This is a genomic window from Streptomyces sp. NPDC050439, from assembly GCF_040655335.1.
Classification (GTDB): Bacteria; Actinomycetota; Actinomycetes; order Streptomycetales; family Streptomycetaceae; genus Streptomyces.
In genome coordinates this window covers 361,277-381,087 of the sequence record NZ_JBFAJT010000007.1, presented here as the reverse complement: position 1 = coordinate 381,087, position 19,811 = coordinate 361,277, and the positions used below count along the sequence as shown (strand labels likewise).

The 19,811-nt window shown below is 71.1% G+C and carries 17 protein-coding genes and 2 tRNA genes; 5 read left to right on the top strand and 14 right to left on the bottom strand.

What is annotated here, in order from left to right; all coding sequences use genetic code 11:
* Window positions 1-25: 25 nt before the first annotated feature.
* The 6 genes from pdxT to pgsA all read right to left on the bottom strand — a co-directional run bounded on the left by pdxT (window position 26) and on the right by pgsA (window position 5,079).
* Window positions 26-631, bottom strand: coding sequence for a pyridoxal 5'-phosphate synthase glutaminase subunit PdxT (gene pdxT, locus AB0I66_RS29585; RefSeq protein ID WP_363210988.1), 606 nt, complete (start codon window positions 629-631; stop codon window positions 26-28).
* A 12-nt stretch (window positions 632-643) separates the two neighbouring features.
* On the bottom strand, window positions 644-1,558 hold the full coding sequence (gene pdxS / locus AB0I66_RS29580; RefSeq protein ID WP_363210987.1) for a pyridoxal 5'-phosphate synthase lyase subunit PdxS: 915 nt from the start codon (window positions 1,556-1,558) through the stop codon (window positions 644-646).
* Window positions 1,559-1,703: 145 nt separating this feature from the next.
* Window positions 1,704-2,258, bottom strand: coding sequence for a hypothetical protein (locus tag AB0I66_RS29575; protein WP_363210986.1), 555 nt, complete (start codon window positions 2,256-2,258; stop codon window positions 1,704-1,706).
* A 63-nt stretch (window positions 2,259-2,321) separates the two neighbouring features.
* Window positions 2,322-3,482: a glycosyltransferase family 4 protein gene (locus tag AB0I66_RS29570; RefSeq protein WP_363210985.1), complete on the bottom strand. Its 1,161-nt coding sequence runs from the start codon at window positions 3,480-3,482 to the stop codon at window positions 2,322-2,324.
* On the bottom strand, window positions 3,479-4,417 hold the full coding sequence (locus AB0I66_RS29565) for a phosphatidylinositol mannoside acyltransferase (RefSeq protein ID WP_363210984.1): 939 nt from the start codon (window positions 4,415-4,417) through the stop codon (window positions 3,479-3,481). Before AB0I66_RS29565 ends, AB0I66_RS29570 begins: the two co-directional genes overlap by 4 nt.
* The gene (pgsA, locus tag AB0I66_RS29560; protein WP_363210983.1) at window positions 4,414-5,079 is read right to left on the bottom strand and encodes a phosphatidylinositol phosphate synthase; all 666 of its coding nucleotides are present in this window, start codon (window positions 5,077-5,079) and stop codon (window positions 4,414-4,416) included. Before pgsA ends, AB0I66_RS29565 begins: the two co-directional genes overlap by 4 nt.
* Before the next feature lie 258 nt (window positions 5,080-5,337).
* On the opposite strand from pgsA, the gene AB0I66_RS29555 reads away from it, so the two are divergent.
* Entirely contained in the window at window positions 5,338-7,536 is a 2,199-nt protein-coding gene (locus AB0I66_RS29555; RefSeq protein ID WP_363210982.1) for an elongation factor G-like protein EF-G2, read from the top strand.
* A gap of 131 nt (window positions 7,537-7,667) precedes the next feature.
* Window positions 7,668-9,335, top strand: coding sequence for a hypothetical protein (locus AB0I66_RS29550; RefSeq protein ID WP_363210981.1), 1,668 nt, complete (start codon window positions 7,668-7,670; stop codon window positions 9,333-9,335).
* Between the two features lie 6 nt (window positions 9,336-9,341).
* On the opposite strand, the gene AB0I66_RS29545 is transcribed toward AB0I66_RS29550, so the two are convergent.
* Window positions 9,342-9,905, bottom strand: a complete 564-nt coding sequence (locus AB0I66_RS29545; RefSeq protein WP_363210980.1) for an HIT domain-containing protein — start codon at window positions 9,903-9,905, stop codon at window positions 9,342-9,344.
* 67 nt (window positions 9,906-9,972) lie between these two features.
* On the opposite strand from AB0I66_RS29545, the gene AB0I66_RS29540 reads away from it, so the two are divergent.
* Window positions 9,973-10,638 (top strand): potassium channel family protein, encoded by a 666-nt coding sequence (locus tag AB0I66_RS29540; RefSeq protein WP_363210979.1) that lies wholly within the window; start codon window positions 9,973-9,975, stop codon window positions 10,636-10,638.
* 25 nt (window positions 10,639-10,663) lie between these two features.
* On the opposite strand, the gene thrS is transcribed toward AB0I66_RS29540, so the two are convergent.
* The 3 genes from thrS to AB0I66_RS29525 form a co-directional block, all read right to left on the bottom strand.
* Window positions 10,664-12,640, bottom strand: coding sequence for a threonine--tRNA ligase (gene thrS / locus AB0I66_RS29535; RefSeq protein ID WP_363210978.1), 1,977 nt, complete (start codon window positions 12,638-12,640; stop codon window positions 10,664-10,666).
* 119 nt (window positions 12,641-12,759) lie between these two features.
* Window positions 12,760-14,001, bottom strand: coding sequence for a hypothetical protein (locus AB0I66_RS29530; protein ID WP_363211154.1), 1,242 nt, complete (start codon window positions 13,999-14,001; stop codon window positions 12,760-12,762).
* Window positions 13,998-14,564, bottom strand: coding sequence for a DUF4365 domain-containing protein (locus AB0I66_RS29525; RefSeq protein WP_363210977.1), 567 nt, complete (start codon window positions 14,562-14,564; stop codon window positions 13,998-14,000). Before AB0I66_RS29525 ends, AB0I66_RS29530 begins: the two co-directional genes overlap by 4 nt.
* A gap of 168 nt (window positions 14,565-14,732) precedes the next feature.
* Here AB0I66_RS29525 and AB0I66_RS29520 point away from each other — a divergent pair, with 168 nt between their 5' ends.
* Entirely contained in the window at window positions 14,733-15,458 is a 726-nt protein-coding gene (locus AB0I66_RS29520; protein ID WP_363210976.1) for a 3'-5' exonuclease, read from the top strand.
* An 84-nt stretch (window positions 15,459-15,542) separates the two neighbouring features.
* Here AB0I66_RS29520 and AB0I66_RS29515 read toward each other — a convergent pair.
* Window positions 15,543-15,614, bottom strand: a tRNA-Val gene (locus tag AB0I66_RS29515).
* Window positions 15,615-15,676: 62 nt separating this feature from the next.
* Entirely contained in the window at window positions 15,677-16,123 is a 447-nt protein-coding gene (locus AB0I66_RS29510; RefSeq protein ID WP_363210975.1) for an SRPBCC family protein, read from the bottom strand.
* Between the two features lie 91 nt (window positions 16,124-16,214).
* On the opposite strand from AB0I66_RS29510, the gene AB0I66_RS29505 reads away from it, so the two are divergent.
* On the top strand, window positions 16,215-19,013 hold the full coding sequence (locus tag AB0I66_RS29505) for a hypothetical protein (RefSeq protein WP_363210974.1): 2,799 nt from the start codon (window positions 16,215-16,217) through the stop codon (window positions 19,011-19,013).
* 115 nt (window positions 19,014-19,128) lie between these two features.
* On the opposite strand, the gene AB0I66_RS29500 is transcribed toward AB0I66_RS29505, so the two are convergent.
* Window positions 19,129-19,200: transfer RNA gene (locus tag AB0I66_RS29500), tRNA-Val, on the bottom strand.
* 66 nt (window positions 19,201-19,266) lie between these two features.
* Window positions 19,267-19,698 (bottom strand): TIGR02611 family protein, encoded by a 432-nt coding sequence (locus AB0I66_RS29495; protein ID WP_363210973.1) that lies wholly within the window; start codon window positions 19,696-19,698, stop codon window positions 19,267-19,269.
* Window positions 19,699-19,811 lie beyond the last annotated feature (113 nt).

Sequence of the window (19,811 nt, the reverse complement as noted above, 5' to 3'; positions counted from 1 at the left end):
GGACCAGGGGGACCCCCGGATCCTACTAGGATCGCGCCGCCGCGTTCCCCCGCACCATCCCGACGAATAGTTCGTGCAGGCGATGGTCGCCCGTCAACTCGGGGTGGAACGACGTCGCGAGGGCGTTGCCCTGGCGCACGGCGACGATGTGTCCCTCGTGCTCGGCGAGCACCTCGACGCGCGCGCCGACCGACTCGACCCAGGGGGCGCGGATGAAGACACCCTCCACGGGGTCACCGTCGATGCCCGCGACGGCGACGGCCGCCTCGAAGGACTCGTTCTGCCGTCCGAAGGCGTTACGGCGCACGATCATGTCGATGCCGCCGAACGTCTCCTGCTCCGAGCGCGGATCGAGGATCTTGTCGGCGAGCATGATCATGCCCGCGCAGCTGCCGTAGACCGGCATGCCGTCCCGCACGCGCGCGCGAAGGGGCTCCATCAGGCCGAAGAGGGTGGCCAGCTTGGAGATCGTGGTGGACTCACCGCCGGGGATGACCAGGCCGTCCACCTCCGCCAGCTCTTCGGGGCGCCGGACCGGCCTGGCCACGGCGTCCGCCGAGGCCAGGGCGATCAGGTGCTCCCGGACGTCGCCCTGGAGTGCCAGGACGCCGATCACAGGGGTGTCAGTCATCTGTGGGGTGCCCTACCAGCCGCGGTTCGCGTAGCGCTCGGCCTCGGGGAGGGTGTCGCAGTTGATGCCGACCATGGCCTCGCCGAGGTTGCGGGACGCGTCCGCGATGATCTTGGGGTCGTCGTAGAAGGTGGTGGCCTTCACGATGGCGGCTGCGCGCGCGGCCGGGTCGCCCGACTTGAAGATGCCGGAGCCGACGAAGACGCCCTCGGCACCGAGCTGGCGCATCAGGGCTGCGTCGGCGGGGGTGGCGACGCCACCGGCCGAGAAGAGGACCACCGGCAGCTTGCCCAGCTCGGAGACCTCCTTGACCAGCTCGTACGGGGCGCGCAGGTCCTTGGCGGCGGCGTACAGCTCGTTGTTGTCGAAGCCGCGCAGCCTGGCGATCTCGTTCTTGATCTGGCGCAGGTGGCGCACGGCCTCGACGACGTTGCCGGTGCCGGCCTCGCCCTTGGAGCGGATCATGGCCGCGCCCTCGGCGATGCGGCGCAGGGCCTCGCCAAGGTTGGTGGCGCCACACACGAAGGGGGTCGTGAAGGCGAACTTGTCGCTGTGGTTGACCTCGTCGGCCGGGGTCAGGACCTCGGACTCGTCGATGTAGTCGACGCCGAGGGACTGCAGGACCTGGGCCTCGACGAAGTGGCCGATGCGGGACTTGGCCATGACCGGGATGGAGACGGCCTCGATGATCTCTTCGATCATGTTCGGGTCGGACATCCGGGCGACGCCGCCGTCCTTGCGGATGTCGGCGGGGACCCGCTCCAGCGCCATGACGGCCACTGCGCCGGCGTCCTCGGCGATCTTCGCCTGCTCGGCGTTGACGACGTCCATGATGACGCCGCCCTTGAGCTGCTCGGCCATGCCGCGCTTGACGCGCGCGGTGCCGGTCTCGGGCGACTGGTTGCTGCTGGGCAGGGTGCTGGACACGGAGTTGACCTCGCTCGCTGAAGACGGGTTACTGCGTCTACGAGGAAACTCCCGGCCACCAGTCCACAGCAAGGGCCAATGGACGACCGGTGGCTCATTTTTCCCGGACGCCCCTGGTCAGCGGCTCGCCCGGTGGACTGTTCCGTCAGGGATTCTGGGTCGTCGCGCGGTCGGCCAGCGCGACCGGCGGTTCGTCGTCCATCTCGAAGGCCATGGGGAACGGCGCGTGCCCCGCGAGGCGGAACCAGCGGACCTTGCGGTGCCTGCGCAGGGCACGGGCCGCGCGTACGGCGTCGTTGTGGAAGCGGCGGGCCATCGGCACCCTGCGTACGGCCGCGGCCAGCTCGGACGCCGCCTCGTCGCCGCCGGGAGCCTCGCGCACCGCCTCGACCTGCTGCGCCTCGCCGAAGATCGCGCGCAGCGCCTGGCTGAGCTCGCTCTCGGCGACCTCACGGTGCTCCTCCTCGGCCTGCCGGGCCGCGTGCGCCGCCTCGTAGAGCACGATGGAGGCCGCCGGGTCGAGCACCCCCGAGGTGGCCAGCTCCTGGGCGACCGACGCGCGGCGCAGCAACTGGGCGTCGAGGGCGGCGCGGGCCGCGTCGATGCGTGCGTGCAGCCGGTCGAGGCGGCCCGCGGTCCAGCTCAGATAGAGGCCGATCGCGAAGAGGGCTACCGCGATCCAGATCAGTGTCGAGGTCACCGGCCCGAGGCTAGTCCAGGCGGCCCGCCCCCATGACCGCCGGGCTCCCGGGACCGGCCGCGGTCAGTCCCGTGCGAGGCCGAACCGCGCCCGCAGACCGGTGCGTTCGTCGGCGGCCACCGCGGCGGCCCCGTCGGCGACCGTCTCGTACACCGAGAGGATGTCGGCGCCCACCGTCGACCAGTCGAAGCGGCGCACGTGCTTGCTGCCGCGCTCGCGCAGCTCGTCGCGCCGCCCGGGGTCGTTCAGGAGCCGCAGCGCCCCCTCGGCCAGCGAGTCCGCGTCCTCGTTGGTGAACAGGTCGCCCGCCGCGCCCTGGTCGAGGACCTGCGCGAAGGCGTCCAGATCGCTGGCGAGCACGGGTGCGCCCGCCGACAGCGCCTCGACGAGAATGATCCCGAAGCTCTCGCCGCCGGTGTTGGGAGCGACGTACACGTCGACGCTGGCCAGCAGGCGCGCCTTGTCCTCGTCGCTGACCATGCCGAGGAACTCCACGCGCTCGCGCATCTCGACGGGCAGCGAGGAGACGGCCTCGTGCTCGTCGCCGCGGCCCGCGACGAGCAGCCGGGTGTCGGGGCGCTCGGCGAGGATCTTCGGCAGGGCCTTCATCAGCACCGGCAGGCCCTTGCGCGGCTCGTCGATGCGGCCGATGAAGCCGATGGTCCCGCCCTGCCACTCCGCCTTGGGCTCGACCTTGGCGAAGAAGTCGACGTCGACGCCGTTCGGGATGACGACCGCGTCGCCGCCCAGGTGCTCGACCAGCGTGCGGCGCGCGTACTCGCTCACCGCGATGCGCGCACTGATCTTCTCCAGGGCGGGCTGCAGGATCGGGTAGGCCGCGATCATGGCGCGGGAGCGCGGGTTGGACGTGTGGAACGTCGCGACGATCGGGCCCTGCGCCGCCCAGCACGTGAGCAGACCGAGGGACGGCGAGGTCGGCTCGTGGATATGGATGACGTCGAACGTGCCGTCGTGCAGCCAGCGGCGCACCCGCGCGGCCGACAGGAACCCGAAGTTGAGCCGGGCCACCGAGCCGTTGTACGGCACGGGAACGGCGCGGCCCGCCGAGACGACGTACGGCGGGAGGGGGGTCTCGTCGTCCGCGGGGGCCAGGACGGACACCTCGTGCCCCAAGCGGATCAGGTGCTCCGCGAGGTCACGGATGTGGAACTGGACGCCGCCCGGCACGTCCCACGAATAAGGGCAGACGATGCCGATCCTCACGGGGCGGTCCCCTCGCCGGGGTGCGCGGAGTCGTCGGCGGGACCCTTGGCGGGGTCGAGATCAGCGAGCCACAAACGCTGCAGCATGTGCCAGTCCTCCGGATGGTCGGCGATACCCGTGGCGAAGGCGTCTGCCAGCGCCTGCGTCATGACAGACGTCTTCTCCGTACGGGTACCTGTCTCGGGGACATCGATGGGGGCGTGAACACGCCCCTTCATGACGGGCGTCTCGTCAAACCAGAGGGTGACGGGCAGCAACAGCGCCCCCGTCTGCTGCGCGAGCATCGCGGGCCCCGCGGGCATCCGCGCGGTGTCCCCGAAGAACTTGACCTCGACACCGGAGGCCGAGAGGTCCCGGTCCGCGACGAGGCAGACCAGGCCGCCCGCGCGCAGCCGGCGCGCCAGGGTGCCGAAGGCGGAGCCGCCCTCGTGCGGCAGGACCTCCATGCCCAGGCCCTCGCGGTAGGCGACGAAGCGGTCGTACAGCGTCTCGGGCTTGAGGCGCTCGGCGACCGTCGTGAAGGGCGTCTGAAGATTGGTGGTGACCCACGCGCCCGCCAGGTCCCAGTTGCCCAGGTGCGGAAGGGCCAGAATGACGCCCTTGCCGGAGGCCAGGCCGTCCGTCAGGTAGTGGAGGTCCTTGATCTCGACGCCCGCCCCGATGCGCTCCCGGCTCCACGAGGGCAGCCGGAACGACTCCATCCAGTAGCGCAGGTACGAGCGCATGCCCGCCCTGGACAGCTCGCGCAGGCGCTCCGGGCTCGCGTCGGGCACCACGCGCGCGTAGTTCGCCTCAAGGCGCAGGACGCCCTTGCCGCGGCGCTTCCACACGGCGTCGGCGATGGTCCGGCCAAGGCGCACCGCCACCGGTTCCGGGAGCTTCTTGACCGAGCTCCAGGCGGCTCCGTAGAGCCCGTCGGTCAGTCGGTCCTTCACGACGTGGCCTCACTGCCCTGCGCCTGCGTGGCCGCGTCCGCCTCCGCGGACTCCCTGCGCACGGTCACGACGCGCTGGACGAGCGTGACGAGACTGCCGACGGCGACGATCCACAGGGCGATGGGCAGCAGGACGTCGATGCCGGGGACCCCGAACTTGTGCAGCCCCGCGAGACCCGCGGCGACCAGCGAGATCACCAGGCGCTCGGCGCGCTCCACCAGACCGTTGACCGCGACGGGCAGGCCGATCGCCTCGCCGCGCGCCTTCGTGTACGAGACCACCTGGCCGCTGGCCAGGCAGAAGATGGAGACGGCGCACAGGATGTCGTTGTTCCCCGAGCCCGCGTACCAGAGCGCGAGGCCACCGAAGATCGCGCTGTCGGCGACCCGGTCGAGCGTCGAGTCCAGGAAGGCTCCCCAGCGGCTTGAGCGTCCCAGCTGCCGCGCCATGTTCCCGTCGACGAGGTCGGAGAACACGAAGAGCGTGATGACGATCGTGCCCCAGAAGAACTCGCCGCGGGGGAAGAAGACCAGCGCACCCGCCACCACACCGGCCGTGCCGATGAACGTGACCGCGTCGGGGCTCACGCCGCGACGGATGAGAAACGCGGCGAACGGTGTGAGAACACGCGTGAAGAATGCACGCGCGTACTTGTTCAGCATGGCCTTCCCGAGGGGTCGGTGAGCCGCGCGGCCCTGTTGGCCACCGGCTGGCCCATCGTAGTCACGCCGTTGACAGACCGGCTCGCCCCCTCACGATCGCGTACGACGTATGGACGCACAGTGACCCGAGTGGAAAGCTCGAAAGCACCGCGGGCGTCGCCGGAGCCGACCCGCACACGGCCCCGCGTGTCCGCGATCAGCCAGCATCCCCGAGGGGGCTGTGCCTCCTCATCGCGCACGTGACCGGGAGGCCAAGGCATGGGCGACAAGGCGAACGCACACCCCGGAGCCGCCGGCAGGGCTACGGCGGCCGACCACCCCGCGTCCGTACGGAATGTGGTGCTGGTCGGCCACAGCGGATCGGGCAAGACGACTCTGGTGGAGGCCCTCGCGCTGACCGCGGGGGCGGTGAACCGCGCGGGCCGTGTGGAGGACGGCACCGCCGTCTCGGACTACGACGACATCGAGCACCGGCAACAGCGCTCCGTACAGCTGTCCCTGGTCCCCGTCGAATGGGGCGGCTACAAGATCAATCTCCTGGACACCCCCGGGTACGCCGATTTCGTCGGCGAGTTACGGGCCGGTCTGCGCGCCGCGGACGCGGCCCTTTTCGTCGTTTCGGCGGCCGACGGCGTGGACGGCGCGACCCGCATGGTGTGGGAGGAGTGCGCGGCGGTCGGCATGCCGCGGGCCATCGTGGTGACGCACCTGGAGGCGGCCCGCGCCGACTTCGGCGAGATGACGCGGACCTGCGCCGAGGCCTTCGGGGCCGACGACCCCGATGCCGTGCTGCCGCTGTATCTGCCGTTGCACGGCGCCAAGGGGCCCGACGGGCACGCTCCGGTGACCGGTCTGATCGGGCTGCTCTCGCAGCGGGTCTTCGACTACGCGTCCGGTGAACGCAAGGAGACCGAGCCGGGCGACGAGCAGCTCCCGCTCATCGAGGACGCACGCAACAAACTGATCGAGGGGATCATCGCCGAGAGCGAGGACGAGTCCCTCATGGACCGCTATCTCAGCGGCGAGGACCTCGACTTCAAGACCCTCGTGGACGACCTGGAGCGGGCCGTGGCGCGCGGCATCTTCCACCCCGTCCTCGCGGCGGCCCCCGCCGCCGAGGGCGCCCGGCAGGGCATCGGCACGGTGGAGCTCCTGGAGCTGATCACGGGCGGCTTCCCCACCCCCCTGGAGCACCCGGCGCCGGCCGTCACCACCCCCGGCGGCAAGGCGCGGCCCGCGCTCACCTGCGACCCCGCGGGACCGCTGGTCGCCGAGGTGGTGAAGACGGCGTCCGATCCCTACGTGGGGCGCGTCTCGCTCGTACGCGTCTTCTCCGGCACCCTGCGTCCCGACGTGACCGTGCACGTCTCCGGGCACGGCCTGGCCGACCGCGGCCACGAGGACCACGACGTCGACGAGCGCGTCGGCGCGCTCTCCTCCCCCTTCGGCAAGCAGCAGCGCACGCTCAGCAGCTGTATCGCGGGAGATCTGGCCTGTGTCGCCAAGCTGAACCGCGCCGAGACGGGCGACACCCTCTCGGCCAAGGACGATCCGCTCCTGATGGAGCCCTGGGACATGCCCGACCCGCTCCTGCCGCTCGCCATCCAGGCGCACAGCAAGGCGGACGAGGACAAGCTCTCCCAAGGGCTCTCGCGCCTGGTCGCCGAGGACCCGACGATGCGCCTGGAGCAGAACCAGGACACCCACCAGGTGGTCCTGTGGTGCCTGGGCGAGGCGCACGCGGACGTCGCCCTGGAGCGGCTGCGCAGCCGGTACGGCGTGCAGGTCGACGTCGTGACCCACAAGGTCTCCCTACGGGAGACGTTCGCGGGCAGGTCGGCGGGGCGGGGCCGTCATGTGAAGCAGTCCGGCGGCCACGGCCAGTACGCGATCTGTGAGATCGAGGTCGAGCCGCTGCCGGGCGGCAGCGGCATCGAGTTCGTCGACAGGGTCGTGGGCGGCGCCGTGCCCCGGCAGTTCATCCCGTCCGTCGAGAAGGGCGTGCGCGCGCAGGCCGCGAAGGGTGTGGCCGCCGGATATCCCCTCATCGACGTACGGATCACGCTGCTCGACGGCAAGGCGCACTCGGTGGACTCCTCGGACGCCGCGTTCCAGACGGCGGGCGCGCTCGCCCTGCGCGAGGCCGCGGCCGACGCGAAGATCCACCTCCTGGAGCCGGTGGCGGAGGTGCGGGTCCTGGTCGGCGACGATCACGTGGGGTCGGTGATGAGCGACTTCTCGGGGCGCCGCGGCCGGGTGGTCGGCACGGAGCAGGCGCCCGGCGGGCGCACGCTCGTGCGGGCCGAGGTGCCGGAGATCGAGATCGGGCGCTACGCCGTGGACCTGAGGTCCCTCTCGCAGGGCACGGCCCGCTTCAGCCGCGCGTACGCACGCCACGAGCCGATGCCGCCCCAGCTCTCCGAGAGGATTCGTGAACAGGCCCAGGACGTCTCCTAGTTGCGGACGTCCGGCAGGGCGCACGGATGCGCCCTGCCGGATGTCGGCGCGCCCGGATACGCTGATGACCTGATCAACAGGTGTGCCGGGCAAGGAAGTCGGGAAGAGCCGCAGCAGCAAGGTTGGCGGCGATGGGGGCGGCAGTGGCGGACGACGTATTCGACTTCAGGCCCGGGGCCCAGGTCCCGCTGTCCGGGGCCGCAGGACAGACGGCGGCGACCCACGCCCTCGCGTCGGCCGCGTACCGCGACGACAAGGTGTCGAAGATCCTCGACGCCAACAACGAATGGCACAAGTCCGAGGTGAAGGAAGGGCTTTGGTCGCTCTTCGCACCGAATCTGGGTGAGGCGTTCGCACGGGCCGTGCAGGTCAGGATGTTGGGCGGCGCCCGTAAGCCGCTCATCCAGTCCTTCGGCATGGAGCCGCAGTCGATCGTCGAGCACTGCCTCGCGGCGAACAACATCCGCAAGGAGCGCGACCGCTGGCTCACGGTGGTGATGGTGCTGTGCGGGCTGCTGTTCCTGCCGGGGCTGCTCCTCTGGCTGCTGCTCTTCTCGATCAAGCAGGCGGTCGTCAAGCGGGACAACAAGCGGGCGAGCGCCATCGCGACGGCCGTCCTGGTCGCCGTGGGCGTCCTCGCCGTGATCTTTCTCATCAAGCTGCCGATCGGCGGCCTCCTCGGCTGGTACATCCGCGCGGCGATCGTCGTCCCCGTGGCGGGCTGGTTCTGGGCCAAGCTGATCGCCGAGCGCACCGCGCGGGACCTGCGCGAGCGCTGGGGCAGCCTGCTCTCCGGCGGCGGCATCGGCGCCAAGATCCCCGAGGCGGTGCCGGGCAGCCCGGGCGAGACGGCCGCCGAGCAGCTCCGGCAGGGCCTCGCGCGTCTCTCGGCGGAGCAGCAGAGCAACTCGGTCTTCTACGCCGGGCCCAAGGGAATACTGGGCATGGGCACGCGCTGGGGCAGCTGGCAGCTGGCCGAGGAGCTGGTCTCCGCCAAGGAGGGCACGGAGATCCACCCGTTCCGCAGCTGGGACGTCATACGGTCGGTGCACGACCAGCTGCGGCTGCTCGAACGCGGCCCGCTGCACACCGGCGGCTTCCCGACCCCCTCGATAAAGCACTGGATCGTCTCCCCCATCGGGGAGAACGCCAAGGCGGTCGCCCGCCCCGGCGGCACGGAGGTCGAGGCCTATCAGGTCCGCGGCCACGAGATACAGCGGATCTGCAACGAGCAGCAGTTCGGCAGCGGCAACCGCCACTATCTCGGCGTCCAGTTCACGCTCTGGGACGGCCAGTTGGTCATCACGATGCTGATCACGGTGACCGTCCTGCACGAGACCCTGCGCATCGAGGTCACCGGCCACGCGCTCGGCCCGGTCCACTCGCTGTTCACCAGCAAGCCCGACCCCAAGGTCAAGACGGTCGCCAAGCCCATCAAGTTCTGGGAGACCACCCAGCGCAAGCTGCCGCTTGTCGACGCCGACGAAGTCGTGCGCCTCGCGGTGCGGGCGCCCTTCACGTGGTATCCGCCGGTCCTGGACCACCTCGGCGGCAAGCTGGTGCTTCCCGAGCCGTTCGGCCTGCGGCACGCCTGGGCGGACAAGCCGTGGCGGCATCGCTTCATGGCCGACGACGCGCTGCGCGCGGCCACCCCGGTGCTCCGCGTCGTGCACTCGGCGGCCATCAGGGTGCTGGAGGAGAACGGCGTGAACACGGAGAAGTTCGGCACCCGCTCCGGCTTCCTCAGCGGCGCGGTCCAGGACCCGATGCCGAGGAAGGCGGACGTGTACGACGCGTGAGGCGCTTCAGAGGGCGGCGGGCCAGGCGTCGGCCAGCATCTTGCGGGTGTCCGCGAGCAGCTGGGGCAGGATCTTCGTGTGGCCGACGACCGGCATGAAGTTCGTGTCCCCGCCCCAGCGCGGCACGATGTGCTGATGCAGGTGCGCGGCGATGCCGGCGCCCGCCACGGTGCCCTGGTTCATGCCGATGTTGAAGCCGTGCGCGCCTGAGGCGGTGCGCAGCGCGGTCATGGCCTGCTTGGTGAGCCCGGCGAGCTCGGCCGTCTCCGGAGCGGTCAGCTCCGTGTAGTCGGCGACATGGCGGTAGGGCACGACCATCAAGTGGCCGCCGTTGTACGGGTAGAGGTTGAGCACCGCGTACACGTGCTCGCCCCGGGCGATCACCAGGCCGTCCTCGTCGGATTTCGCCGGGATGGAGCAGAAGGGACAACCGTCGTCGGCGCCCGGACCGCTCGGCTTGTTCTCGCCCTGGATGTACGCCATCCGGTGGGGCGTCCACAGGCGCTGGAACGCGTCCTGCGTCCCCACTCCGATCTGCTGCTCCGGCTCACTCGTCATGCAGTGCAGCATATGACTTGCTCCGATCGAAGCGTGTCGGCGGGGCGCCCGCCGGGCCCGGCACCGCGAAGCTGGACCGATGAGCGATGACAGCCGTCAGGCACGCTGGGAGAACCGCACGGAGGCGCCGCTCGGCGTGGCCTCGCTGCTCTACCTGACCGCGTACGCGGTCCTCGTCCTGGCCTCCGGGCTGCCCCAGGCATGGCGCGGTGTCTGCCTCACGGTGCTGTTCGCCGCATGGGCCGCGTTCGCCGTGGACTACGCGATGCGGTGGCGGCTGAGCGGTCAGGGGCCCCGCTTCATGCGCACGCACTGGCTGGACACCCTGGTCCTCGTGCTGCCCCTGCTGCGGCCACTGCGCGTCGTGCACGTCTACGAGGTCGTGCAGCGCAGGCGTGGGCGGCCGCGCCTCGCGCTGCACGCGCGCGTGGTCGCGTACGCCGGTCTCTCGGCGCTGCTCCTCGGCTTCACCGGGGCGCTCGCCGTCTACCAGCACGAGCACACGGCTCAGGGCGCGACGATCCGTACCTTCGGGGACGCCGTGTGGTGGACCGCGGCCACGCTCTCGACGGTGGGCTACGGCGATGTGGCGCCCGTGACACCCGTGGGCCGTCTGGTCGCGGTGGGCGTGATGCTCAGCGGCCTGGCGCTGCTCGGCGCGGTGACGGGGTCGTTCTCGTCGTGGCTGCTCCAGGTGTTCGCGCGGGAGGACCCCGAGGACAACAAGAGGCCCCCGGGACGCTGAACGTCCCGGGGGCCTCTCACTCAGGTCACACCTGTACGCGGCTCTCCACCACGTCGAGGAGCTTGGCGAGCGCCTGGTCGCGCGGGATGCCGTTCTCCTGCGAGCCGTCGCGGTAGCGGAAGGAGATCGTGCCCGCGTTCATGTCGTCGTCACCGACGATGATCATGAACGGGACCTTCAGCTTCTGCTGCGTCCTGATCTTCTTCTGCATGCGGTCGGACGAGGCGTCCACCTCGACCCGCAGGCCCTTCTTCTTGGCCTCAGCCGCGAACTCCTGCAGGTACGGGATGTGCGCGTCCCCGACGGGGATGCCGACGGCCTGGACCGGGGCGAGCCACGGCGGCATCGCGCCCGCGTAGTGCTCCAGGAGCACCGCGAAGAACCGCTCGATCGAACCGAAGAGCGCGCGGTGGATCATCACCGGACGCTGCTTGGTGCCGTCGGGGCCCGTGTACTCCAGGTTGAAGCGCTCCGGCAGGTTGAAGTCGAGCTGCACGGTCGACATCTGCCAGGTGCGGCCGATGGCGTCCTTGCACTGCACGGAGATCTTCGGGCCGTAGAAGGCGGCGCCGCCCGGGTCCGGGACCAGCGGGAGGCCCTGCTTCTCGGCGACCTTGCGCAGCGTCTCGGTGGCCTCTTCCCAGACCTCGTCCGAGCCGACGAACTTCTCCGGGTCCTTGGTGGACAGCTCCAGGTAGAAGTCGGTCAGGCCGTAGTCGCGCAGGAGGTTCAGGACGAAGGTGAGCGTCGTGTCGAGCTCGTCCGCCATCTGCTCCTTGGTGCAGTAGATGTGCGCGTCGTCCTGGGTGAAGCCGCGGGCACGGGTCAGACCGTGCACGACACCCGATTTCTCGTACCGGTACACCGTGCCGAACTCGAAGAGGCGCAGCGGCAGTTCACGGTAGGAACGCCCGCGCGCGTCGAAGATCAGGTTGTGCATCGGGCAGTTCATGGGCTTGAGGTAGTAGTCCACGCCCTCGTCGAGCTGCATGGGCGGGTACATGCCGTCGGCGTACCAGTCCAGGTGGCCCGAGGTCTCGAAGAGCTTCCCCTTCGTGGCGTGGGGGGTGTAGACGAACTCGTACCCCTCCTCCTCGTGGCGGCGCCGCGAGTAGTCCTCCATGACCCGGCGGATGATGCCGCCCTTGGGGTGGAAGACCGCGAGGCCCGAGCCGATCTGCTCCGGGACGGAGAACAGGTCCAGCTCGCTGCCGAGCTTGCGGTGGTCGCGCTTCTCGGCCTCGGCGAGGAACTCCAGGTGGGCCTTGAGCTCGTCCTTGGTGGGCCAGGCGGTGCCGTAGATGCGCTGGAGCATCGGGTTCTTCTCGCTGCCGCGCCAGTACGCGGCGGCGTTGCGCATCAGCTTGAACGCCGGGATGTTGCGGGTGGTGGGCAGGTGGGGACCGCGGCAGAGGTCCTTCCAGCACAGGTCGCCGGTCTTCGCGTCGAGGTTGTCGTAGATGGTCAGCTCGCCGCCGCCCACCTCGACGTCCGCGCCGTCGTCGCTGGAGGCGGAACCCTTGATGCCGATGAGCTCCAGCTTGTACGGCTCGTCGGCGAGCTCCTCGCGGGCGGCCTCGTCGGTGACGACGCGGCGCGAGAAGCGCTGGCCGCGCTTCTGGATCTCCTGCATCTTCTTCTCGATGGCCTTGAGGTCCTCGGGCGTGAAGGGCTTCTCGACGTCGAAGTCGTAGTAGAAGCCGTTCTGCACCGGCGGGCCGATGCCCAGCTTGGCCTCGGGGAAGAGCTCCTGCACGGCCTGCGCCATGACGTGCGCGGTGGAGTGGCGCAGGATGTTCAGGCCGTCCTCGGAGGAGATCTCGACCGGCTCGACCTCCTCGCCGTCCTGTACCGCGTACGCCAGGTCCTTCAGCTCACCGGCCACGCGGGCGGCGACGATGGTGCGCTCACCGGAGAAGAGTTCGGCGGCCGTAGTGCCCGTCGTCACCACGCGCTCTTCCCGCTCGGAATCGCGTTGGATGATCACACGGACGTCTGACACCGGTCTTCTCCTACCTGAAGGGGGTCGCGGCAGATCTGCTCCTGCACGCGAAACGAATCGTACCGAGCCGGGGGCGCCCACCGCGAAACGGTTGTCCCCCGGGCCTCGGCCACCCCGCCTCAGTCCCCGCTGCACGCCTCCTCGAAGAAGTCGAGATTCTCCTGGAGCGACTTCATCAGGCGGTCCTTCTCCCCCTCGTCCACCTGCACGGGCACCACCCCCGAGGCCCCGGTGAGCCGCCGGAACCCGCCCCGGCTCTCCAGGCGCCCGTGCACCCGGATCGGCAGCCCCACCAGATGGGCATGGCCCGCGATGCGGTACGACTCCTCGTCGAGCGTCATGCGTACGTGGGGGACGTCGGCGCCCGCGAGCACCCGGACCCGCACCGTCCCGTCGCCCCGCGGCCCCGACCGCCGCATCCGCACCACGGCCCCCGTGATCCGCACCGGCATCGCCGGCTCGTCCCGCAGATAGCGGGCGCTCGCCTCCCTGAGCACCGGCAGGTCACCGGGCGAGAACTCGACGGGCCCGGCATCGACGGCGCACCCCTCGGGCACCCCGGCGGCCGGCGCCCACTGCACGGCGACCCGTGCCCCCTCCGTGCCCCGCACCAGGGCCACGACGGCCTCCGTCAGCTCATGGCTGACGCCCGCCTCCACCGCGCCGTCGAAGGCGTCCATGCCACCGGTGGCGCGCTGGTAGTCGACGGCCTCGCGGACCGCGTACAGCGCCTGGTGCAGCCGTACCGCCAGGAGCCGCCCGGCCAGGACGGGCACGAACGCGGTGAGCCTGCGCCCACCGGGAGCGGGCCCGACCAGGACGCTCTCCAGGGAAGCGGCGGCGGGCCCACGGTGCCGCGCCCCGTAGTACCCGGCACGGCCGCGCGCCGCGAGAGCCCCCGCGAGCAGCATCTGCCGTGCCGCCGCCCGCAGTTGTTCCTCCGCCGTCCACGTCGCGGCGCCCGCCGGGCCCGCCGGGACATCGCGCCACCAGCGGATCTCGTCACTGGGCACGGTGAGCCCGACGAGCACGTCACGCGCCGACGGCGACGCGCTGCGCGCCAGGGCGGTGAGGGCCTCGCCGAGCAGGTCCTCGCAGTCGGGGAAGGCCCTGTTCTCCGGCACGAGCAGACTCGTGCCGCCCCCGCCGGGTCCGGGCGGGGTCCAGCGGGCATAGCGCCCCGCCGCTCCCCCGCGCCGGCGCCAGCCGTGCCGGCCCAGCAGCGCGCCGAGCACGGCGGGATCGACCTGCGCGGGATCGGGGGGACCCAAACGGTCCGCCGGAGCGGCCCAGTTGCCCGCGGGTTCCACGGGGTGCGGGCGAACGGGGCGTAGTGGCTCTTCGATCGGGCGGTGCATCAGGGTCTCCCTCCCGTCCCGACCCGCGTCATGATCTCGCAGAGGGCCTTGTCGTCGAAGATCCGCGAGGTCGGGACGCGCACGGTGGTCCTGCGCCGGCCGGTCACCTGGTGTCCGGCGAGGTTGGTCCAGTAGCAGCAGTGCCGCAGGTCGAGCCGGTCATGGCCCGCGCGCAGCCAGTCGTCCTGCGACCGGGGCACGAGCATCACGACCAGGATCTTGTGCACCGAGACCGGGGTGCGGGCGAGCTTCTCCAGGTGGGGGTTGTCGAGCGTGAAGGAGAACGTCGGCCCCGGGGGGTTCGGCGGTATCTGGTAGGTGCACTTGAGCTGCACCTTGATGGTGACTTCGTCGTCGACCGTGTGCCCGGGGGCGCTGTGGCTGACGTGCCAGTCGATTCCGTTGTCGGGAAAGGGCTGCGAGAGCGAGCACCCCGCCGCTGCGGCGACGGCGTGCAGATAGCCCACCTGAAGGGTCTCCATACAGGCGGTGGTGGCGAGTGTGCCGCGCGGCGGTGCGATCCGCTCGGGCAGCAGCCCACCCTGTTCGGGCTGCGCGAGCGCCATGTCCAACGAGCCTTCCGAACCAGTGAATCCCCGCTTCGGGCCGGTCAATTCCCAAGCCCTGTACCTCTGTTGTCTCCGGGCCGCGTACAGCGCAAACGGCCCGGGTATCACCGGGGTGGGCAGGGGAGGAAAGCCATCTGCCGGACATGATCGAGGAGTTGCGTCACTATGACGTGCTGGTACGAGGGGCCCTTGGCCGCATTCGACACGGAGACCACGGGCGTCGACGTCGAGACCGACCGCATTGTGTCGGCCGCCGTCGTCGTCCAGCAAGGCGCGGGCACCCGCCCGCGGATCACGCGCTGGCTGGTGAACCCGGGCGTTCCGGTGCCCGAGAGCGCCACCGCGATACACGGCCTGACGGAGGAACATCTGCAGCACAACGGCCGCTGGCCCGCGCCGGTGATGGAGGAGATAGCCAGGGAGCTGGCGGAGCAGGGCGCGGCGGGCCGCCCCATCGTCGTCATGAACGCACCCTTCGACCTGACGATCCTGGACCGGGAGTTGCGCAGGCACCGCGCGTCGTCGCTCGGCCACTACATGGCGGGCTCCCCCCTGTGCGTCCTGGATCCCCGGGTCCTGGACAAGCAGCTCGACCGCTACCGCAAGGGCCGTCGCACACTGACCGATCTGTGCGCGCACTACGCGGTGGAGCTGGACGAGGCGCACGACGCGGCGGCCGACGCGCAGGCCGCGCTGGATGTCGTACGCGCGGTGGGCAAGCGTTTCGCCTCGCGGCTCGAACGGCTCTCGGCGGCCGAGCTGCACGCGTTGCAGGCGGTGTGGCACGCGGCGCAGGCGCGCGGGCTGCAGGCCTGGTTCGCGCGCAGCGGTACGCCGGAGGCGGTGGATCCCGCGTGGCCGCTGCGCCCCGAACTCCCGGCGGCGGCCTGACGATCGACGCCCGCCGATTACTGCTCCAACTGCTCGCGGGCATGAAAAAACCGGTCCGTCGACGACGGACCGGCATTCTCCGGGTGGGCGATACTGGGTTCGAACCAGTGACCTCTTCGGTGTGAACGAAGCGCTCTCCCACTGAGCTAATCGCCCGGGAACGGACTGAACAATACAGGTCTTCGCGGGTTTCCTTCAAACCGCTTGTACGAGGACCTTCAGCGCCGCCCGAGGTGTGCCCTCAACCCGCGCTCACCGGCACGCATCATCAGCGCGTGGTTGAGGAGGAAGACGGGTCTCCCGGGTACGGCGAGGCGTCGCATCAGCGGTTTCCGCACCACCACTTCCTGTGCGTAGAGCGCCCGTGTGCCGCCCGGCACCGCCGTGACGGTCCAGCGTGCCCAGCCCTCCAGGTCCCCGGTCATCGCGATCTCCAGGACCCCGGCGGCGGGGTCGCGGCGCCGTTCCTCGGCGGTGACGAACAGGTCGTACGGCAGCAGGGAGCGGAAACGTGCCGTGCCGCTGCGCTCGTCGACCGGCGTCACCTCCCGCACCTGGGGCCACCACTGCGGATAGTCCTCGGCGCGCTCCAGGGTCGCGAACACGTCGGCGGGTGGCGCGGGCACGTTCCAGATGCTGCGGAAGCGGTAGTGACTCCAGTCCATGGACCGAGTCTGCCGGTCGGGCGCCGATCTGAGTACGTCCTGAGTATCCGCACCGATGCCTGTCGCTGTGTCCGGGACCACACTCCCCGGCATGACCCACATTCCGCCCCCGGCCGAGGAGCTCAGGATCCTCGACCTGGAGCTGCACCATCTCGACGCGCGCAGGACGCAGTTGCTGCAACGCCGCGCCTGGCTCCTGGGCGCCCTCGGGACGGTCGCGGCCCCCGCGCCCGCTCCCCCGCGGCCGGTCCGCGCCCCCGAGGCCACACCGCCGAACGTGCAGAACGCGCTGCTCACCCTGGGCGGCATCCTCCTGACGATCGCGGCGATCGCCTTCACGCTGGTGAGCTGGGGGCACCTGGGCATCGGCGGGCGCGGCGCCGTCCTGGCGGCCGTGACGCTGACGGCGCTCGGCGTGCCCGCGCTGCTGCTGCGCCGGAAGCTGCGTTCGACGGCGGAGACGGTGGCCGCGCTCGGCCTCGCCCTGACCGTCCTGGACGCGTACGCCCTCCATGCCGTCGCCCTGCCGCGGACGGACGCCCCCGGCTTCACGGCGGCCGCGTCCGCCGTGCTCGCCGCGCTGTGGACGGCGTACGGCCTTGTCTTCCGCGAGCTGCGGCTGCCCTTGCCGCTGGCCGTCGCGACCGCGCAACTCCCGCTCTTCCTCGGGGCGCTCGCGGCGGACGCGGGGGTCCACGGGACGGGGGCGGCGCTTCTGGTGACGGCGGCGTTCGATGCCGCCGTCGCGCTGCGGGTGAGCGACCCCGCCGTGCGCGTGGTCGCGACCGTCGGTGCTTGCGCCACGGGCTCGTGGGGCGCGCTGGGCGCCGGCTACCTCTCCTGGTCGGCGGCGGATCTACCGGACGCGGCGCGAGCGGGAACCCTGCTTCTGCTGGCGGCGTCGATCGCACTGGTGGCGGCGTGGCTGATCCCGCCGGCCCCACAGGCGACGGGTGCCGCGTTCGCGGGCGGCCTGCTCGTGACGGCGGCGGCCGGTGGCGTACTGCGCGAGACACTGCCCTCCGCATGGACGGTGCCCGCCTACTTGGCGTGTGCCGTCGCGCTCCTGTCGGTCGTCCGCACCGCGCTGCCGCGGCCGGTCCTCCGGGGGGTCGCCGGTGCGGGCCTCCTGATGCACGGGCTCGCGGTGCTGTGGACACTCCCCACACTCGTGGCCGCGGTCGCCGGACCGGTCGGCTGGGCCGGAAAAATCTGGACGGGCGCGCCGCGGGACATGGGCGACGCCTCCCCCGTGCCCGAACTGTCCGTCCAACACCCCGCCATGGCCGCACTCGTACTGGCCACCGTCGCAGCGGTCCTGCTCGCAGCGCCGCGCTTGCTGCCCTGGCCCACTGAGCACCGAGAAACACTGCCACCGACCCCCGCCACTCCCGACCGGCCCAGCCCCACTACAGCGGCTCCGATCAGCGCCAACGCCACACACCCCTCCAGCCCCGTCACTCCCGACGGTTCGAGCCCCACCACGACGGCCCCGTCGAGCCCCAACGCCACGTACCCGCCCAGCCCTACGACGACAGCCCCGTCCAGCCCCGCCACCACGGACCCGACCAGCCCCCACACCACACACCCGTCCGTCCCCACCACGAAGAACCCGGGCGCGCCACCAGCCGCACCCGCCACCCCGGCCGCCTCGCCTGCCACCCCCGCCGCGCCATCCACTCCCCCGCACACTCCGCCCACCGGTCCCACCCCAGATGCCTTCGCCGGGCGGCCCACCGCAGCGCGGCCCCCTGCCTCACCCCTGTCCCGCCCCGACATCACCCGCTCCGCCGCCCTCGCTCTCGGCTGGGCCGCCCTCGCCGTCCTGCCGTCCGCCCTTCAACTCCCTTACGTCGCAGGCGTATCGGCTTACGCAGTGCTCACCGCGGGTCTGCTTGCCGTCGCGTCGTGGGGTGGTTCGAAGGTGGTTGCCCTTACCGCGGTGAGCCTGGCGGGCGTCTCCTCGGTGAGCGTCGCGTTCCTTGCCCTTGCCACGACCTCCGTCACGCTCGGCACTCTGGCCGCCCTGACGGTGCTCTGCGTGGCGGCCGCGGTTCTCGCGGGCCGCCGCCCCGTGCTCGTGCCGGGTGTCGCCGTCTGTGCGGCCGTCGCGTACGCCACCGCGCTCGCCTGCGCCGCGGGAGCCGCCGGGGGCCTGCGCGTGGACCACACGGGGCTCCTGACGCTCACCGTCCCTGCACTCACCGCCCTCGTCGCGGCCCGGCTCGGCCGTCACCCGCTGACCCCGCCCGTCGAGATCTCAGGGGCGGTCGCGGGTGGGCTCGCGGTCACCCTCACCGCGGGGCACGCGACGACCCTCGCCCTGGCCCTCTCGCTCGGCGGTCTCATCGCCGCCGGCACCGCACTCCGCACGGACCGCCGCCCCGTCGGCTACGCGGCCGGGGTGCTGTTCATCCTGGCGACCTGGGTCCGCCTCGCCGCCTGGGACGTCGTGACCCCCGAGGCCTACACCCTGCCGGTCACCGTCCCCGCGCTCCTGATCGGCAGCCTGCGGCGCCACCGCACCCCCGAGACGTCCTCCTGGACGGCGTACGGGCCCGGCCTCGCGGCGACTCTCCTGCCGAGCCTCGTCGCCGCCTGGAGCGACCCGCACTGGCAGCGGCCACTGCTCCTCGGCGTCGCGGCCCTGCTGGTCACGCTGGCGGGCGCCCGGCACCGGCTGCAGGCGCCCCTGGTGCTCGGCGGCACGGTCCTGGCCCTGGACGCCCTGCACGAACTGGCGCCCTACATCGTCCAAGTGGTGGACGCCCTGCCGCGCTGGCTGCCGCCGGCACTCGCGGGTCTTCTGCTCCTCGCGATCGGCGCGACGTACGAACAACGGCTGCGCGACGCACGCCGGGTCCGTGACGTTCTCGGCAGAATGCGCTGACTCCGTTTTCCCGTGCCGCAGCCGACGGAGTATCAATTTCCTTGCACCGCACGGGAAATCGAAAGAATACGACTGCGGCCCGGAGGCTTTAAGCCTCCGGGCCGCAGTTCCGGGGTGGGCGATACTGGGTTCGAACCAGTGACCTCTTCGGTGTGAACGAAGCGCTCTCCCACTGAGCTAATCGCCCCGGGCGCACGGAGAACATTACCGCATGTCAGCGGGTGCCTCCGACCGCCATGGAGTCACCCGAAGGTCACTCCTTGATCTTCCACGGCATCTCCAGGCCGAACTTCCAGACGTAGACCGCCACGAGCACGGCGATGATCACCAGACCGACGGTCGTCAGGATGATGTTCCGGCGGCGCACCTTGGGGTCGAGCGCACGCTGCGCCGCCTCGGTGACCTTCCGCTTCGTCCAGCGAAGCACCAGCTGGGCCCAGACGAACTCGGTCGCCCAGATCGCCATTCCCCCGAAGATCACCAGCCAGCCGGGACCCGGCAGCGGCAGCATCACGATGCCCGCGGCAACCACGGCGAGGCCGACGATGAACACGCCCACCTGCCAGCTGAGGTGCAGCGCCTTGCGGGCCTGGATGTACTCCGGCGCACGCGATCCGAGCGGCTGTTCGTCCTTTGTACCGGTGATTGTTTCGGCAACCCCCGGCTCGTTACTCCCCGTATTCATACGGCCAAACCCTACCGGACGGAAACCCGTCACTGGAATGGCTGTACCCGTCGAACGAACAACCCGCCGTACGAGCTACCTAAAGACACCCAAAACCCTCAGAGGGGTTTACA

What these genes read in the sequence shown, in the direction of transcription:
- pdxT (WP_363210988.1), bottom strand. Translation starts at nt 631, where the DNA reads ATGACTGACACCCCTGTGATCGGCGTCCTGGCACTCCAGGGCGACGTC.
- pgsA (WP_363210983.1), bottom strand. Translation starts at nt 5,079, where the DNA reads ATGCTGAACAAGTACGCGCGTGCATTCTTCACGCGTGTTCTCACACCG.
- AB0I66_RS29555 (WP_363210982.1), top strand. Translation starts at nt 5,338, where the DNA reads ATGGGCGACAAGGCGAACGCACACCCCGGAGCCGCCGGCAGGGCTACG.
- AB0I66_RS29550 (WP_363210981.1), top strand. Translation starts at nt 7,668, where the DNA reads ATGGGGGCGGCAGTGGCGGACGACGTATTCGACTTCAGGCCCGGGGCC.
- AB0I66_RS29545 (WP_363210980.1), bottom strand. Translation starts at nt 9,905, where the DNA reads ATGCTGCACTGCATGACGAGTGAGCCGGAGCAGCAGATCGGAGTGGGG.
- AB0I66_RS29540 (WP_363210979.1), top strand. Translation starts at nt 9,973, where the DNA reads ATGAGCGATGACAGCCGTCAGGCACGCTGGGAGAACCGCACGGAGGCG.
- AB0I66_RS29525 (WP_363210977.1), bottom strand. Translation starts at nt 14,564, where the DNA reads ATGGCGCTCGCGCAGCCCGAACAGGGTGGGCTGCTGCCCGAGCGGATC.
- AB0I66_RS29520 (WP_363210976.1), top strand. Translation starts at nt 14,733, where the DNA reads ATGACGTGCTGGTACGAGGGGCCCTTGGCCGCATTCGACACGGAGACC.
- AB0I66_RS29510 (WP_363210975.1), bottom strand. Translation starts at nt 16,123, where the DNA reads ATGGACTGGAGTCACTACCGCTTCCGCAGCATCTGGAACGTGCCCGCG.
- AB0I66_RS29505 (WP_363210974.1), top strand. Translation starts at nt 16,215, where the DNA reads ATGACCCACATTCCGCCCCCGGCCGAGGAGCTCAGGATCCTCGACCTG.
- AB0I66_RS29495 (WP_363210973.1), bottom strand. Translation starts at nt 19,698, where the DNA reads ATGAATACGGGGAGTAACGAGCCGGGGGTTGCCGAAACAATCACCGGT.